General features: G+C 35.6%; 19 protein-coding genes. 18 read left to right on the top strand and 1 reads right to left on the bottom strand.

What is annotated here, in order from left to right; all coding sequences use genetic code 11:
- The first annotated feature begins 108 nt into the window (after nt 1-108).
- The 15 genes from ACU5DF_RS02655 (at nt 109) to ACU5DF_RS02585 (ending at nt 10,302) form a co-directional block, all read left to right on the top strand.
- Complete coding sequence (locus tag ACU5DF_RS02655) at nt 109-333, top strand: hypothetical protein (protein WP_446711669.1); 225 nt, start codon at nt 109-111, stop codon at nt 331-333.
- A gap of 49 nt (nt 334-382) precedes the next feature.
- Nucleotides 383-661 (top strand): hypothetical protein, encoded by a 279-nt coding sequence (locus ACU5DF_RS02650; RefSeq protein ID WP_446711668.1) that lies wholly within the window; start codon nt 383-385, stop codon nt 659-661.
- Nucleotides 662-860: 199 nt separating this feature from the next.
- The gene (locus ACU5DF_RS02645) at nt 861-1,205 is read left to right on the top strand and encodes a type II toxin-antitoxin system RelE/ParE family toxin (protein WP_017020975.1); all 345 of its coding nucleotides are present in this window, start codon (nt 861-863) and stop codon (nt 1,203-1,205) included.
- 4 nt (nt 1,206-1,209) lie between these two features.
- Nucleotides 1,210-1,512: a helix-turn-helix domain-containing protein gene (locus ACU5DF_RS02640; protein ID WP_017020976.1), complete on the top strand. Its 303-nt coding sequence runs from the start codon at nt 1,210-1,212 to the stop codon at nt 1,510-1,512.
- A gap of 154 nt (nt 1,513-1,666) precedes the next feature.
- Nucleotides 1,667-2,131 (top strand): ASCH domain-containing protein, encoded by a 465-nt coding sequence (locus ACU5DF_RS02635; protein WP_446711667.1) that lies wholly within the window; start codon nt 1,667-1,669, stop codon nt 2,129-2,131.
- A gap of 155 nt (nt 2,132-2,286) precedes the next feature.
- The gene (locus ACU5DF_RS02630; protein ID WP_446711666.1) at nt 2,287-3,324 is read left to right on the top strand and encodes a hypothetical protein; all 1,038 of its coding nucleotides are present in this window, start codon (nt 2,287-2,289) and stop codon (nt 3,322-3,324) included.
- Nucleotides 3,325-3,514: 190 nt separating this feature from the next.
- Nucleotides 3,515-3,925, top strand: coding sequence for a VOC family protein (locus ACU5DF_RS02625; protein WP_446711665.1), 411 nt, complete (start codon nt 3,515-3,517; stop codon nt 3,923-3,925).
- A gap of 245 nt (nt 3,926-4,170) precedes the next feature.
- Nucleotides 4,171-4,440, top strand: coding sequence for a type II toxin-antitoxin system TacA family antitoxin (locus ACU5DF_RS02620; protein ID WP_005423939.1), 270 nt, complete (start codon nt 4,171-4,173; stop codon nt 4,438-4,440).
- Nucleotides 4,437-4,967, top strand: coding sequence for a GNAT family N-acetyltransferase (locus tag ACU5DF_RS02615; protein ID WP_012551863.1), 531 nt, complete (start codon nt 4,437-4,439; stop codon nt 4,965-4,967). The genes ACU5DF_RS02620 and ACU5DF_RS02615 overlap by 4 nt, the downstream gene beginning before the upstream one ends.
- Nucleotides 4,968-5,216: 249 nt before the next feature.
- Nucleotides 5,217-5,435: a hypothetical protein gene (locus ACU5DF_RS02610; protein ID WP_446711664.1), complete on the top strand. Its 219-nt coding sequence runs from the start codon at nt 5,217-5,219 to the stop codon at nt 5,433-5,435.
- A gap of 232 nt (nt 5,436-5,667) precedes the next feature.
- On the top strand, nt 5,668-6,150 hold the full coding sequence (locus tag ACU5DF_RS02605) for a tetratricopeptide repeat protein (RefSeq protein ID WP_446711663.1): 483 nt from the start codon (nt 5,668-5,670) through the stop codon (nt 6,148-6,150).
- 169 nt (nt 6,151-6,319) lie between these two features.
- Complete coding sequence (locus tag ACU5DF_RS02600; protein ID WP_446711662.1) at nt 6,320-6,661, top strand: hypothetical protein; 342 nt, start codon at nt 6,320-6,322, stop codon at nt 6,659-6,661.
- Nucleotides 6,662-6,838: 177 nt separating this feature from the next.
- Nucleotides 6,839-7,216: a hypothetical protein gene (locus ACU5DF_RS02595; protein ID WP_446711661.1), complete on the top strand. Its 378-nt coding sequence runs from the start codon at nt 6,839-6,841 to the stop codon at nt 7,214-7,216.
- Nucleotides 7,217-8,028: 812 nt separating this feature from the next.
- On the top strand, nt 8,029-8,943 hold the full coding sequence (locus tag ACU5DF_RS02590) for a hypothetical protein (RefSeq protein ID WP_446711660.1): 915 nt from the start codon (nt 8,029-8,031) through the stop codon (nt 8,941-8,943).
- A gap of 231 nt (nt 8,944-9,174) precedes the next feature.
- Nucleotides 9,175-10,302, top strand: a complete 1,128-nt coding sequence (locus ACU5DF_RS02585) for a DNA/RNA helicase domain-containing protein (RefSeq protein ID WP_446711659.1) — start codon at nt 9,175-9,177, stop codon at nt 10,300-10,302.
- Here ACU5DF_RS02585 and ACU5DF_RS02580 read toward each other — a convergent pair.
- The gene (locus tag ACU5DF_RS02580) at nt 10,292-11,248 is read right to left on the bottom strand and encodes an IS30 family transposase (RefSeq protein ID WP_446711658.1); all 957 of its coding nucleotides are present in this window, start codon (nt 11,246-11,248) and stop codon (nt 10,292-10,294) included. The genes ACU5DF_RS02585 and ACU5DF_RS02580 overlap by 11 nt on opposite strands.
- 1,757 nt (nt 11,249-13,005) lie before the next feature.
- On the opposite strand from ACU5DF_RS02580, the gene ACU5DF_RS02575 reads away from it, so the two are divergent.
- The 3 genes from ACU5DF_RS02575 to ACU5DF_RS02565 all read left to right on the top strand — a co-directional run bounded on the left by ACU5DF_RS02575 (nt 13,006) and on the right by ACU5DF_RS02565 (nt 15,869).
- Entirely contained in the window at nt 13,006-13,452 is a 447-nt protein-coding gene (locus tag ACU5DF_RS02575) for a hypothetical protein (protein ID WP_069582157.1), read from the top strand.
- 727 nt (nt 13,453-14,179) lie between these two features.
- Nucleotides 14,180-14,971: an FRG domain-containing protein gene (locus ACU5DF_RS02570; protein WP_446711657.1), complete on the top strand. Its 792-nt coding sequence runs from the start codon at nt 14,180-14,182 to the stop codon at nt 14,969-14,971.
- A 154-nt stretch (nt 14,972-15,125) separates the two neighbouring features.
- A complete protein-coding gene (locus ACU5DF_RS02565; RefSeq protein ID WP_446711656.1) occupies nt 15,126-15,869 on the top strand; it encodes a carbon-nitrogen hydrolase family protein in 744 nt (247 codons plus the stop codon).
- Nucleotides 15,870-15,915 lie beyond the last annotated feature (46 nt).

The raw sequence follows: 15,915 nt of genomic DNA, 5'->3' as shown, positions 1-15,915 counted from the left end.
GTCGGGTGTTTCTCATTTTAAGGCGTCAATTTTAAGTATAATTGTATAGTAGTAAACGTGTTATGCAGGCGTTAGGCGAAATCGTAAATTTTTATCATAGAGGTATATATGAAGTCATTTTATGTAGTAGTAACAGACATTGAACAGGGAAAATTTTCTATTTCCGGACCAATGAATGATGACACCAATATTACAGCTCGGGTATGCGAAGCACTGGATAAAGGTCGGAAAATAAACTGTTCTTCCGCAGAAATAGGAATGACAAAAGATGAAGTTCGAATATCGATAGAGAAAAGTTTGAAGTTGAAATATTCAGAATGTACACTTTTGTAAATTAGATCAACTATCTTCTTAATACTTAAATAGATTACAAGGTAATAAAATGAAATATAAGTTAGGCTTAAGACCGATTAATGAATCAGATATTGGCATTGATTGCCCATTTATGCCGGAGAACGAAAATTACGATTCTTATGTATCTGCATTTGTAGAAGAAATTAATAATTTTGAAATTGTTAAGGAAGCAATTGAAAGCGAAGGTTGTGCTATTATTGAGCTTGAAAATAATGTTAGTTTAGACGTATTACGTGAATCTTTAAAGTCACTTCATCAATCCTTCTGGGAACTTTTACGTACAACTGGTTTTGAAAGTATCGCCTAACAATCGCATCAACACGATTTGCTACATTCGGCATTCTAGGTTTCTTTGGGTTTACCGTGTTTAGTGGTAAATTTGGGCTTAATTTGCATGGTAGCAAACGTGTTATGCAGGCGTTATAAGTACAAATTTGCATCAATACTTGATCATAGGTTTGATCCTATATAATATGTAGCCTATATTAAGGTTGTAGGGAGTTATTATGTGGGAAGTTATTACTACGGATACATTTGATGAATGGTTTGATTCACTAAACGATTCAGAACGTGCAAATGTGATCGCAGGTATGTTGTTACTTCAAAATAAAGGTCCGCATCTTTCTAGACCTTACGCTGATACTGTTTATGGCTCGAAGTTTACAAATATGAAAGAGCTTCGTGTTCAAAGTAACGGTGATCCATTGAGAGCATTTTTTGCTTTCGATCCTGAGCGTAAAGGTATTTTATTATGTGCTGGTAACAAAGGCGGTAATGAAAAACGTTTTTACAAACAGATGATCCCAATAGCAGATCAAGAATTTCAAGCTCATTTGAATAATAGAGGGTAATAATATGGCTCGTACACTTCAAGAAATAATGGCGAATGAAAAGCCAGAAGTTGTTGCTCAAGCTCAAGAATTGGCAACAGAAATGTTATTAAACATTCATTTAGCAGAGTTACGTGAAAGAGCGGCTTTAACTCAGAATGAATTAGCTCTAGCTATGGGTGTAAAACAACCGACTATTTCTGGTATGGAAAAAGTAGGGCAAGATATTAAATTGTCATCACTAAAAAAATATATTGAAGCAACGGGTGGCAAGTTACGTCTTGATGTTGAAATGTCAGATGGTAGTCACTTTGGTTTTGCGGTGTGATGTACTTATAACAAATGCATCAACACGATTTACTACACTCGGCATCTCAGGTTGTCGGGTATTTCTCGTTTTAAGGCGTCAATTTTAAGTATAATTGCATAGTAGTAAACGTGTTATGCAGGCGTTATATTGCGAAAATAGTTAAGAGGATTTCATGGAAGAACAGTCTCAAATCTACTTGGATCAGTATCTAAGCTCACTTTCTGAAATTGAGCGTAACAAGTATCAATCATTTAGTTCAGACTATTTCTGTGCTGATGAGCATAATGCCAATTTATGTGCGGAATTAATCCGAATTGGTCAAAAGACAGCAACTTGTAGCTTAAATATTTGGTATGAATCAGGTGAAGAACCAATGCCAACCGTTGGTCATTTACAAGTGGTTGTTGATTGGAATGGAAAACCAATTTGTATCATTGAAATTGATTCAGTTGAAATGTGTCAATATAACGAAGTTACGGCTGAGTTCGCTCATGCAGAAGGCGAGGGCGACCGTTCATTAACATGGTGGCGTGAAGCTCATTGGCGTTTCTTTGGTGCTGAATGTTTAGAGTTTAATATTGAGCCTAGTGAGGACATGGTTCTTGTATTGGAACGATTTCATGTCGTTTATCAATAGGCAATATAACAAATGCATCAACACGATTTGCTACATTCGGCATTCTAGGTTTCTTTGGGTTTACCGTATTAAGTGGTAAATTTAGGCTTAATCTGCATGGTAGCAAACGTGTTATGCAGGCGTTATATTTACAATTAAATTAAGAGGTATTATTTGTGGATCTTTTTACACCTATATTTTCTGAGGATAGACTTCATCCTCATTTTAAAATTCTTCAACTAAATTCATCAAAGGCTATACGAGCGACGATTAATTCTTGGGCTGAAGGTTTTGTCGATAGAGATGAGAAGTTAGTTGAAGAATTTCAAACGACATTTAACTCATCGTTTTGGGAATTGTATTTGTATCAATGTTTTAAAGAATATGGGATGCAAGTTGATTTTTCACAAGCTAGCCCAGATTTTACTGTTAAAACCTTAAAGGGAAGCTACTTAAATATTGAAGCCGTTACAGCCAATCATGCTGAAAAAGACGAACCAGAATGGGCTTCTAATGAAGTATTACGCAAACATTTAAATAAACCAAGAAATGAGATACTAGAATATGCATCAATTAGAATGTTGAATGCAATTGATTTTAAATATAAAAAGTATCTAAAAAATTACGGGAAAGAATCACACGTTAAAGGTAATCCTTTTATTTTAGCGATTGCACCATTTGAGCAACCGGGTTTTGCTCGGCAAAATAATCAAGCAATAAATCGAGTATTGTATGGTTGTGATGCTCCAAAAATAGATGGTAATGATTCAAATGGAAATGTTACATTTTCAAATGTAAAAGTTGATAAGGTGCAAAAAGAAAATGGTACTAAATTAGATCTTGGTATTTTTACTAGCGATAAATTCAAAGAGATTAGTGCTGTCATTTTTTCAACGACAGCAACATTTAGTAAGGCATTAGTTCAAAGTGACTTTACTAATAACTGTACCGTATCATCAAGACGCTATAAGTGTGGTGATGGTTGGTTTGGTTATATTGATCAATTATCTGAAAAACGAGTGTATGAAGAAACGCATTTAGATGGTTTGCATATTTATTATAATCCATTCGCAGAACATCCATTAAGTGAAGAGGAATTAGATTCCTATGAGGTTACTCATAATGTTTACAATTTGGAGACTAAAACATTAGAGTCGGATCATAATGATGGCTCTTTGGTTTCACGGACCACATATTGGGAATATGATAAGTAAATATAACAAATGCATCAACACGATTTGCTACACTCGGCGTTGTCGGTTTGCCTTTAGTTTCAGTGATTAAGGCAGTAAAATTCAGCTAGGTCTGCATAGTAGCAAACGTGTTATGCAGGCGTTATATGCAAAAATGAGTTTATGAGCTAAATAGGGTAGAATTCTACTTTTGAACTGTAGTGAGCCAGAAATGAATAAGCCCATCGAACAAAGAATTGGTAACATCGCCTTAGTTGTTGAAAATTATGATGATGCAATTGAATTTTATACCCAAAAACTACAATTTGAGCTTGTCGAAGATACTGATTTAGGCGGTGGTAAACGTTGGGTTCAAATATCTCCACCTAATTCAACAGGAACAAATTTGCTATTGGCTCAAGCAAGTAATGATGACCAATTAAAATCAGTTGGCAATCAAGCTGGCGGTCGTGTTTTCTTATTTCTTCAAACTAATGATTTCTGGCGTGACTATGAGTTTATGAAAGCTCAAGGTGTCGAGTTTACTGAAGAGCCACGTGTTGAAGAATACGGCACAGTTGTTGTATTTAAAGACTTATACGGTACAAAATGGGACTTATTGCAGTTAAATCAAGCTAACTAAGTCTGTAGCATATAACAAATGCATCAACACGATTTGCTACATTCGGCATTCTAGGTTTCTTTGAGTTTACTGTATTAAGTGGTAAATTTAGGCTTAATCTGCATGGTAGCAAACGTGTTATGCAGGCGTTATATTCACAAAGCTTAAAAATTAAATCCGTACTAACTCCGTACAAGTTGCACTTTGGTTGTTTAAATCTTATACTCAGGTTAATTACGGAATTACTCCGTACGATTGGAGGTTTTATGGCTACTGCAAGACTTGATATCCGCTTGGATGAAGAAATCAAAGCTAAGGCTGAGAAGGCATCAGCTTTGCTTGGTTTAAAAAGCTTAACTGAATATGTTGTTCGTTTAATGGACGAAGATTCAACACAGGTGATTTCTGAGCATGAAAGTATCACTGTTGAAGCAAATGTATTTGACCAATTCATGATTGCTTGTGACGAGGCTAAAGCTCCGAATAAAGCATTACTTGAAGCCGCTGCATTTACTAAAAGTGGTGAGTTTAAGTGAGTTATTCCAAGACTTTCAAAGAATTGGATAAATCACAACACGATAGAGCATCATTTGACTGCGGTGAAAAAGAGTTAAATGATTTTATCCAAACTCAAGCAGCTAAACATATGCAAGCAGGTATCAGCCGCACTATGGTTTTGCCTGCTTCTGTGCCACTGCCAAATCAAAAATATCCAATTTGTTCGTTTTATAGTATCGCACCAAGTTCAATTAGCCGTGATACGTTGCCACAAGCGATGGCTAAAAAATTACCGCGCTATCCAATCCCTGTTTTTCTTTTAGCTCAACTGGCAGTCCATAAAGAATTTCATGGGAGCGGGTTAGGTAAAGTTAGCTTAATCAAAGCCCTAGAATATCTTTGGGAAATTAACTCTCACATGAGAGCTTATGCCATTGTTGTTGATTGTTTAACTGAACAAGCGGAGTCATTCTACGCAAAATATGGTTTCGAGGTTCTTTGTGAAATCAATGGTCGTGTAAGAATGTTCATTCCAATGAAAACAGTCGGTCAGTTATTCACTTAGACGTAAGAGTGAATATAACAAAGCAATCAACACGATTTACTACATTCGGCGTTCTAGGTTTGTCTTTAATTTCAGTGATTAAGGCGATAAAATTCAGCTAAGTCTGTGTCGTAGTAAACGTGTTATTGCGGCGTTATGTTTTTCACAAGAATCGTACTGTATGGGTTGAAAATTACAGCACTCGCCCTAACTCTTTAGGGGTAACGAATAAGCGTTATTAGTTTTTATATTTGTTCTTAGGAGGAACTTATGAGTAAATCAACGGAAAGTATAATGCGACTTGTAAAGGCTGGTGGAAATTTAAGTGTTGACGCTAAAGGGAAATCGACAGAAAGCATTCTTAGAATAGCCAAAGTAGCTACCTTAGCTGGCAACGTTGTTACATTTAGAAATTTAGAGGGTAAATCTACAGATAGTCTGCTTAGAATTATCAAGGCTGGTGGAAAGCATGTGCATTTAGTTATTTAACTAAATATTTTACGGTTAAAAATGAAGATAATTAATACTAAGTATTAAGACAAATTAGCAGAGTTTGTCATTTCAATTTGCTGATAATCAAAACATAACAAATGCATCAACACGATTTACTACACTCGGCAATCTCAGTTTGCCGAGTGTTTCTCGTTTTAAGGCGTCAATTTCAAGTATGATTGCATAGTAGTAAACGTGTTATGCAGGCGTTATAAGCTTAGAGGGAATTATGGAAGCAACTATCAAACAAGCAACTGATTTACGAAAAGAAGCTAAGTATCAAGAATCTCGTACTTTGCTGAAAACGTTATTAAAAAATGAAAACTACGCAGCGAAAGCTCTCCTACATATAGCTTGGTCATATGATAATGAAGGTAAAGAGCAAGAAGCTATTGAGCATTATTTATTATCGTTAACAGGTACGTTGTCGTCAATAGAACGCTTTGATGCTTTATTTGGCTTAGCTAGTACTTATCGAAGTCTTGGTAATTACTCTGAAGCATTGAGTTATTTCGAACAAACGATGATTGAATACCCAGATTCAATAGAAGTAAAACCTTTTTACGCCATGTGTTTATATAATTTAGGTCGGCATAGAGAAGCCACTTCTTTGTTACTTGAACTTTTAATTTCAACAACAAATAGTGATGCAATTAAAGAATATCAGCGAGCTATTTTATTGTATGCGAAGGATTTGGATAAAAAGTGGTAAGACGAAAGACGCTTATAACAAATGCATCAACACGATTTGCTACACTCGGCGTTGTCAGTTTGCCTTTAGTTTCAGTGATTAAGGTAGTAAAATTCAGCTAGGTCTGTATCGTAGCAAACGTGTTATGCAGGCGTTATGTGCAAATTAGGAAAGTATGGAGAAATGATATATGGAAAAGTGGCTAATAGAGGTAAAAGAAGCATTAAGTGAAGCACTGAAAGCTATTTCAAATGACGATATACCACAAGAAAATCTATATCAGTTAGCATCACTTTTCTACTCAAAGCGCAATCATATGAATAATAGCTCATTGTTTGAGGCTATGAATCATGAAATTGATGAACAGGTTAAGTCTGATAGGTTATATAATCCTAACTCTAAACTTCATTATAAGTTCCATTTCGTATCATCTTATCTAATTTGTTTCGTGATAGCAGGGAAAATAGATGAGTTTACCTATGATCAAATAATGGATTTCGTTAACCAAGAAATGGATCTATTTGAAGAGTAGCTCGGAGCTAAAATTAGCACATAACAAATGCATCAACACGATTTGCTACACTCGGCGTTGTCAGTTTGTCTTTAGTTTCAGTGATTAAGGCGTTAAAATTTAACTAGGTCTGTATCGTAGCAAACGTGTTATGCAGGCGTTATACCAATAATCGGATAACTTTAAATAAGGAATATTATGAATAGAATTAAGTTTATTAGTTGGGATGAATTTGGGCAAGTAATTGAAAGTGAAAGAGGTTCACCTAATTTAATGACAATGGGGGACTATGCTCGCTTAAATGGATTTGCAGTAAAGAACCGATTGGGTTCCGCAGTGAAAGAATTGTTAACTCTTGCGAAACTATATGATTTCTATTATATAAAAAAGTCTAGTGGATACATGTTTTCTTCTACTATTTTGGACGCAATTTTCCCCACGGTAATTGTATCTGCGGCAGAAAGAGACACTATCCTACGAGGTATGGCAGAAGAGGCTACATTTTCAGAGAAACAAGCTGCATTTGAAGTTGTGGAATCATTGATGATGGAACCACCAACGTACTTGTTGGAATAATTGGTATAACAAAGCAATCAACACGATTTATTACATTCGGCGTTGTAGGTTTGTCTTTGGTTTTGGTGTTTAAGGCAGTAAAATTCAGCTAAATCGTCGTAGTAATAAACGTGTTATTGCGGCGTTGTGCGTACTGAGTCCGAAATTTTTTGCACGGTTCGTCAATAGGATCGTGGCTTTTGTAGTTTCGGCTTAGTAAGCGTTCCTTTCTTCTTTGTTGCCTTTTTGCTTTCGTATCATCAGGTTCGGCAAACTAGCCTTTATTTCCCTAATTTCAGGCGTTTCAGAAGCTATTTTACGCTTCAATGGTTCTTTGGTTATGCCTCATTTTAGCCTGCATCAGTGTTTTCCCCGTAGTATTTTCAATCCCAGTTGTGGCAAGGATATTTGGTTTATCAGTTCCAAACTTGCTGAAACCAAGCCGTTCAAATGGTGTAAAAAATGTATCTGTTTTCCATTTACTTTATCTCGCAATTTAAGAACATTTTGTTCGCTTAATTGCTATCGGTAAATTAGAATCAGGACATTAGAAAATGTTGGCAGGGCAGTTCTTTATCAAGCTAGCCAAGCCGAAAGTAAGCACGCACAACAATCGCATCAACACGATTTATTACATTCGGCGTTCTGGGTTTGTCTTAGGTTTTGTGATTAAGGCGGTAAAATTCAGGTTGGTTTGTATAGTAATAAACGTGTTATGCCAGCGTTATACGCAATTTTATATTCAGGTTATCATTAATTGATCTAGGCTACAGTTTGCTATACTTTTAAGTGGTAATTTAATCAAAGAATTGGTCTGTATATATGAGGATAATATGGGCGGAAAATCAAGTATTACGTATGCAATTTTTAATAGTCAGTGGAGGTATGGTACGAATGAAATTTTATTAAAAGTTGGCTCATCTGATGTGACTCCTGAAGATTATAAACAGTTTATGCAAGGATCTATTTATTGCCCTAAGTGCTTTACTCCTTTATCGAGATCACCAAGCAAAAAAAATATAAATAAAAAAAATCAAAAAGCACATTACAAACACTTACCAAGTTTCAAACATATACCGTGTCCCTATCATACAATCAAAAAACAAGGCTTAAATTACCTTAATGATGAATTGACTAGTGAAACTGAAGAAGATCTACAATTTAAAACAGTAAAATCATGGGCTGAAGTTCCGCCAGAAAAGTTAATGGATAGCAACAAACAAATTACTTATGATGGCGTAAATCACGACCCAGAAGGGGATATAAGTGAGGTTCCTTTACCTCGTTATATGGGTAACAAAGTTAAAAAAGGTTCCAATATCGAAACTGTGCAATTTATATGTTGGAATATAGATAAGTTGTTAAATGTTGGTTTCACATTCCCCAATATGTCTGTAACTTTACCATTAAAAGATCTTTTGTATTATACAAAATTAATTAAAAGAAATATTAGTAATAACCCAAAATTATTTTATGGCAAGATGTTATCTTTTCATAGACAAGCCTTGAGTAATAGAACAAAAATTGAATGTAATAATGGCAAGAGTTTATATTTGTATACAAATAAAGAATGGGATGAGCGAAAAGGTTTTAACGAAACTTGCCTTGGAAGATTCATTATGTTCTATGGTGCTGTTGAATGGGGTGAAGATAAGAAGCCATTTATAATGCTTAATGAATGGGGAACATATGCATCAATATCTAATAAATATAGACCAATAATTGGGGAACTAATTAAGAAATTATGATTATTGCGTATAACAAATGCATCAACACGATTTACTACACTCGGCATCTCAGTTTGCCGGGTGTTTCTCGTTTTAAGGCGTTAATATTAAGTATGATTGCATAGTAGTAAACGTGTTATGCAGGCGTTAGTTGCCAACTGAAAATTTCGCGAAGTGTAACCCCTAAAATGATGGACTATAAAGTTTCATCGGTTTAAATTGAATGCAATGTCAATCGCTAGGTATAATATAATGAAAAGTATAAACATAATATCTCTTGTCCAAGCCCATTCGAACCTTGAGCCTACTGAATATAGCGCTTATATCAAACATTACGGTATAGACATCAAAAATAATGAGGTTGATGATCTTAGACATTTAGCATTAAACATGCATGAAATACTACCTTTCGTTAATATATTTAATAACTTCTATGTAGGGTATAAAATACAGCATATTAGTAAAGAGTTTGATTTACTTAGATTTGGTAGTAATTACACTATAAATATCGAACTAAAAAGTAACAGTACAGAAGATAAAATTAAAACACAATTAGTAAGAAATAAATATTATCTAAGCCACATTAATAAGGTTGTACATAATTTTACATATGTCGTCCAAAAGAACGAACTTTATAAACTTGATAATAATGATGAATTGGAAGTAGTGGATTTTTCTTTGTTGACACAATTGTTAACTAATCAGAATCTAATGAGTCTTGATAATCCTGACTCTTTATTTAATCCATCTGATTATTTGGTTTCTCCGTTTAACTCTACGGAGAAATTTATTAATAGTCAGTATTTTCTTACTAATCAGCAAGAGGATATTAGAACACAAGTTGTCAGTCTAGTTACTAAAGACATTGCGGCATTTATTTCAATTAATGGTGGCCCTGGAACTGGTAAAACACTTTTGACATATGATGTAGTTAAGTGTTTGAAAAATAACAAGAGTACGTTAATAGTACATTGCGGGCAATTAAATGAAGGGCACCATAGGTTAATTCAATTAGGTTGGAATATTATTCCAATTAAGAGCTTTAGAAACTATGACCTATCTAATGTAGATTTGGTTGTAATTGATGAAACGCAAAGAATATATGTTAATCAATTAGAACAACTAGTTATTGATGCAAGAGCTAGTAATACATCTTGTATACTTTCGTATGATAAGCAACAAACTCTATCTACTAAGGAGCGATTAGCGGATATTGAAAGTAAAATCAATGCTATCAGTGGTATTGTTAAGTTTAAACTGTCGGATAAAATAAGAACAAACAAGGAAATAGCTAGCTTTATCAAAGTATTATTTAATAGTAGAAGGACAGATGTTGCTTTTGAAAATTGTGGTAATGTCGACTTTGATGCTAGATCGTAACAATAACCGACACACGCTTACCGTTTAAAAACTCACTCGGACTCAGAAAATTTAATGCCTTTCTAGGTCTCGAATTAATCAAAAACTCTGCCTGTTTAATCTCTTTTGCAGCAAGTTCTCCAATGGCCATTCCCTTTGGGAAAAAACGCCTTAGTAAACCATTGGTATTTTCATTCAAACCTCGTTGCCAGGAATGGTAAGGTTTAGCAAAATAAATGTCACAGCTCAGATGCTTAGCTATCTTAGCATGACCCGCAAACTCTCCGCCATTATCAAATGTGATTGTTTTGCAAAGCCCTTTAAAGGGCTTCATCATGCGATTTATCCCACGAGTGACTGCTTTTTTGGACTTGCTACGTACTTTGCAGGTAACTAATAGCTTAGATACTCGCTCTACCATCGTGACTAAATACCCATCTTGACCATAAACAGTATCACCTTCCCAGTGACCAATCTCTGAGTTATCGTCAACAATAGTAGGCCGAAGAGAGATATCAGTGCGGTTGGGAATTAGTCTTGCGCCAGCTTCTACACCTTTACGCTGTTTGTATTTTTTACCTTTTCGAGCAAGCATCCTTTGCCAACACTCTCTTTTGACTATATTGTAAATCGTACTGCAACATATTGTATTTTCTATTTTTTCTTTACGCATTCGTCCAGATATCTGCTCGGGACTCCAACCAAGTTGCAGGTATATTTGAATTATTTTCTTATTCTTTTTGTTGCATTTTGTGTGCTTAATTGAAAGTGTTCTTTTTTGAAAAGCATGCCTATGCGCTTGCTCGGCACAATAACTTCCAGCAGGACAACGTCGTAACTCCCTTGAAATGGAGCCGTTGCTCCGTTTTAATTTTTGTCCTATTTCACGAGCAGAAATACTGTGTGTATTCCAAGCTTCGATCTGGTATCTTTCACCCAGTGTCAGTTGCTTATATTGGTGTCCCATGGGATTACCTTAGTTGATTGTGTGAGAGCTTGAAGCTTATAGGCAACTGACTCTCTAATCTATACCAAAGTGTGTCGGTTATTCTTGGGATCTAGGGATTACTTTACTGATTTACCCACTGTTAAAGATTATATCCGATTAATTGGTAATGAAGGATGGGAAGTTCTGAGGCTAACACCATCACAATATAATAAAGAGCATCATGAATCATATTCAGACGTGTATAGCAAAAGTTCTCATAAAGTAATTGGTCAAGAATTCGATAATGTTGCTGTTGTTATCGATGAGTATTTCTCTTACGACATTAATGGTATGTTGACTTATAAATCTAGGACTTACTATGATTCAGTCAAGATGCTATTTCAAAATATCACTCGCACTAGAAAGAGGTTAAAGTTGGTAATAATAGGAAATAAACAAGTGCTGAATAGATGTTTATCTATTTTGAGCTAGGCGCTAAAGGCAACTAACAAAGCAATCAACACGATTTATTACATTCGGCGTTGTAGGTTTGTCTTTGGTTTCGGTGTTTAAGGCAGTAAAATTCAGCTAAGTCGTCGTAGTAATAAACGTGTTATTGCGGCGTTGTGCGTACTGAGTCCGAAATTTTTTGCACGGTTCATCAAAAGGATCGCGGCTTTCGTAGTTTCGGCTTAGTAAGCGTTCTTTTCTTCTTTGTTGCCTTTTGGTTTCCATTTCATCAGGTTCGGCAAATTAGCCCTTATTTCCCCAAGTTCAGGCGTTTCAGAAGCTATTTCACGCTTCAATTGTTCTTTGGCTATGCCTCATTTTAGTTTGCATCAGTGTTTTGCTCGTAGCATAGTCAATCCCAATTGTGGCAAGGATATTTAGTTTATCAGTTCCAAACTGGCTGAAATCAAGTCGTTCAAATGGAGTGAAAAATATATCTGTTTTCCATTCACTTTATCTCGCAATTTAAGAACATTTTGTTCGCTTAATTACTACCGGTAAATTAGAATCAGGGCTTAGAAAATCTTGGCAGGGCAGTTCTTTACCAAGTTGGCCAAGCCGAAAGTAAGCACGCACAACAATCGCATCAACACGATTTATTACATTCGGCGTTCTGGGTTTGTCTTGGGTTTAGTGATTCAGGCGGTAAAATTCAGGTTGGTCTGCATGGTAATAAACGTGTTATGCCAGCGTTATACGAACTCTGAGAATGCAGTTTTTTGGTTCAGTCCTGCGATTGAACCATTAGTTTTTTAGGTGTGAAAGTAGGGTGGTTTTCCTTTTTCTTTGTTGCCTTTTGCTGTTCGTTTCATCAGGTTCGGCATTGAACTATTATTGCCCCAAATTCAGGCGTTTCAGAAACTAATTTACGCTTCAATTGTTCTTTGGTTATGCCTCATTTTAGCCTGTATCAGTGTTTTCCTCGTAGAATTTTCAATCCCAATTGTGGTTAGGATATTTGGTTTATCAGTTCCAAACTTGTTGAAACCAAATCGTACAAATGGTGTAAGAAAAAAGGATTGTTTCGTTTCACAGTTATTGTCGTTGAAATGATATTTTGCTCGCTTAATTGAGCCAGTCTAATTAAACTCAGTTTACAGTAAATCTTGGTAAATCAGTTCTTTACCAATTTAAACGGAGCGAAAGTAAGGCTCGTATAACAAAGCAATCAACACGATGCTATTTACACTCGGCATTCGCGGTTTGGAGTGTAATTGGTTTGGTAATTAAGGCGTTCGCACGTGTTATTGCGGCGTTATAACGTTGTTTGAGTAAGGAGGCTCCTAATGGATGAACAATTAAAATTAGAAATTAATACGATCCGTGATGTTTTAGATTCATTTGAAAAGTCAGATTTTGATTCAATGTCTAGTTTTTATCATTCTTCTGGATTTCCAAGAGGTTGTTGCGGAGATGCCACAGATTTATTGGCTCTTTATATAAGTAAGTATCATAATAAAAGTTCAACCTATGTTTGTGGTGTTGGGCTTGGAGATAACCCAAATCAATCTCATGCATGGCTTATTTGTGATGGCTACCTTATTGATATTACAGCAGACCAATTTAACGAGAAGGGATATAATTTACCTCGCGTAATTTTCACTAAACAGAGTGATTTTCATTGTTTATTTCAAAGTGTCAAATCTCATGTTTTCGACGCAGGTAGTTTAAATCAATCAGCAATACCAAGAGTGTTAATCAAAGTGGTAGGTAAAATGGAAGCTACAGCGTAATCGTTATAACAAAGCAATCAACACGATTTATTACATTCGGCGTTGTAGGTTTGCCTTTGGTTTCAGTGTTTAAGGCAGTGAAATTCAGCTAAGTCGTCGTAGTAATAAACGTGTTATTGCGGCGTTATACGAACTCTGAGAATGCAGTTTTTTGGTTCAGTTTAGCGATTGAACCATTAGCTTTTTAGGTGTGAAAGTAGGGTGGTTTTCCTTTTTCTTTGTTGCCTTTTGGTGTTCGTTTCATCAGGTTCGGCATTGAGCTATTATTGCCCTAAATTCAGGCGTTTCAGCGGCTAATTTACGCTTCAATTGTTCTTTGGTTATGCCTCATTTTAGCCTGCATTAGTGTTTTGCTCTCAGCATGTTCAATCCCAATTGTGGTTAGGATATTTGGTTTATCAGTTCCAAACTGGCTGAAACCAAGTCGTACAAATGGTGTAAGAAAAAAGGATTGTTTCGTTTCACAGTTATTGGCGGTGAATGGATATTTTGCTCGCTTAATTGAGCCAGTCTAATTAGAATCGTTTTACAGCAAATCTTGGTAAATCAGTTCTTTACCAAGTTAATTGGAGCGAAAGCAAGGCTCGTATAACAAAGCAATCAACACGATGCTATTTACATTCGGCATTCGCGGTTTGGAGTGTAATTGGTTTGGTTATTAAGGCGTTCGCACGTGTTATTGCGGCGTTAGCCCACAAGCAGTGGTTTAGATTTTGAGGAATAGAACTTGTCTATAGAAACAATAGAAGTTAAAACATTAAGTGAATATATTGAAGTTGTAGAAAGGGTGTCAAAAACCTTTGACTGTCATTCTTCTGATGTATGGTACAGAGGTATATCAGACGATAGCTATGAATTAGTTCCGGGAATTAAATGGCGAAATATAGATGAAGAAGTTCACCGTGATATGGTTGATGAATTTTTATCTGGTAGTGTTTTATATCAAGATATAAGTCAACTTACTAGTTTTGAAACGTATGCATTAATGCAACATTATGGTTTGCCTACAAGATTATTAGATTGGTCTTTATCTCCACTTACAGCGTTATTTTTTGCCCTTGAGCAAGATGAAGAAAGAGAGAGAAGGGTTGTATGGGTGTTAAATCCTCATATATTTAATGAGGTTACTCAGGGGGCAGAAAATATGATATTTTCTGAAAACTTAGAAGATATAAATGTTTTTGAGCTAGATCGTTATTTACCAATTCCTTTAAAGTCGGAAGAAAGTGAGTTACCCGACGAACCAATTGCTTTGTTTGTAAGGCCTAGTAATAAGCGTATAGCATCTCAGCAGGGTGGCTTTACTGTTCATGGCGATATAAGTAAACCAATTGATAAGTATATGATTGATTCTCAGACTACAGATCAAATGGTGAAAATTGAAATTAATGGAAAAAATACTCGAAAGAATATTCAAGAATCATTATTTACTATTGGAATTAGAGAAGATCATATTTATCAAGATTTGGGTGCTCTATCAAAAAGAATTATGAGAGTATTCGCGGATAAAGTAGGCTAACAATCGCATCAACACGATTTATTACACTCGGCGTTCTGGGTTTGTCTTGGGTTTTGTGATTAAGGCGGTTAATTCAGGTTGGTTGGCATAGTAATAAACGTGTTATGCAGGCGTTATAACACTGGTTCATTTTTTATAGTTAGTGAGGTACTCGTTGAAAGTAGGTATAGCTCAAATGCCCATGGATTGGACTGTTGAGGGGAACACAAAAACGATTTGTAATATCGTTACCAAGAATCATGATTTGGATGTTCTTGTGTTTCCTGAACTGGCAATTACTGGCTTCCATCGAGATATTAAAAATCAGGCACAGCAGCATTTGGTCGAAAATGCACTGAATGAAATTTCAATTCAATGCCAACTATCACATACATTGGTTTTTATCGGCTACCCATTAAATGAAAATAATAAGGTTTATAATGCGTATGCTGCTATAAATAAGCAGGGCACTTTAGCGATAGTTTGGCGAAAAGTAGGGCTAACTCCAAGTGAGTGCACATTTTTTGAATCTGGCGATAAACGTAGTGTTTTGGAACATCCACTAGGAACGTTCAGTTCTTATTTGTGCCGTGAGGCAAGCGATGTTAATTGGGTTATTGAGCAATTATCAAGTCAATCGCTATCTTACATTCTATGGCCAAGTTATATTGGGGAAGCTGAATCGTCAATAAATGATGAAAGTACAAATTATGACGCGGGTTCAAAAAAGATAGCTCAATCACTTTCTGCTATGGTTATTCAATGTAATTGGCCTAATTCTTTGAATAACCCCAATGATAATGGGTTAGGTGGTAGTAAGGTAATCTCAAGTCATGGTGATATTATTGCTCAATTGCCCTTCGATAAAAATTGTATTGGCGTATTCGATACAACTACTCACGAGTTAGTAATTAGATAAGTAGGCGTAAGTGTTATAACAAATGCATCAACACGATTTGCTACAC

It is taken from the genome of Aliivibrio wodanis (assembly GCF_052920805.1).
This window is presented reverse-complemented; position numbering and strand designations above follow the sequence as displayed.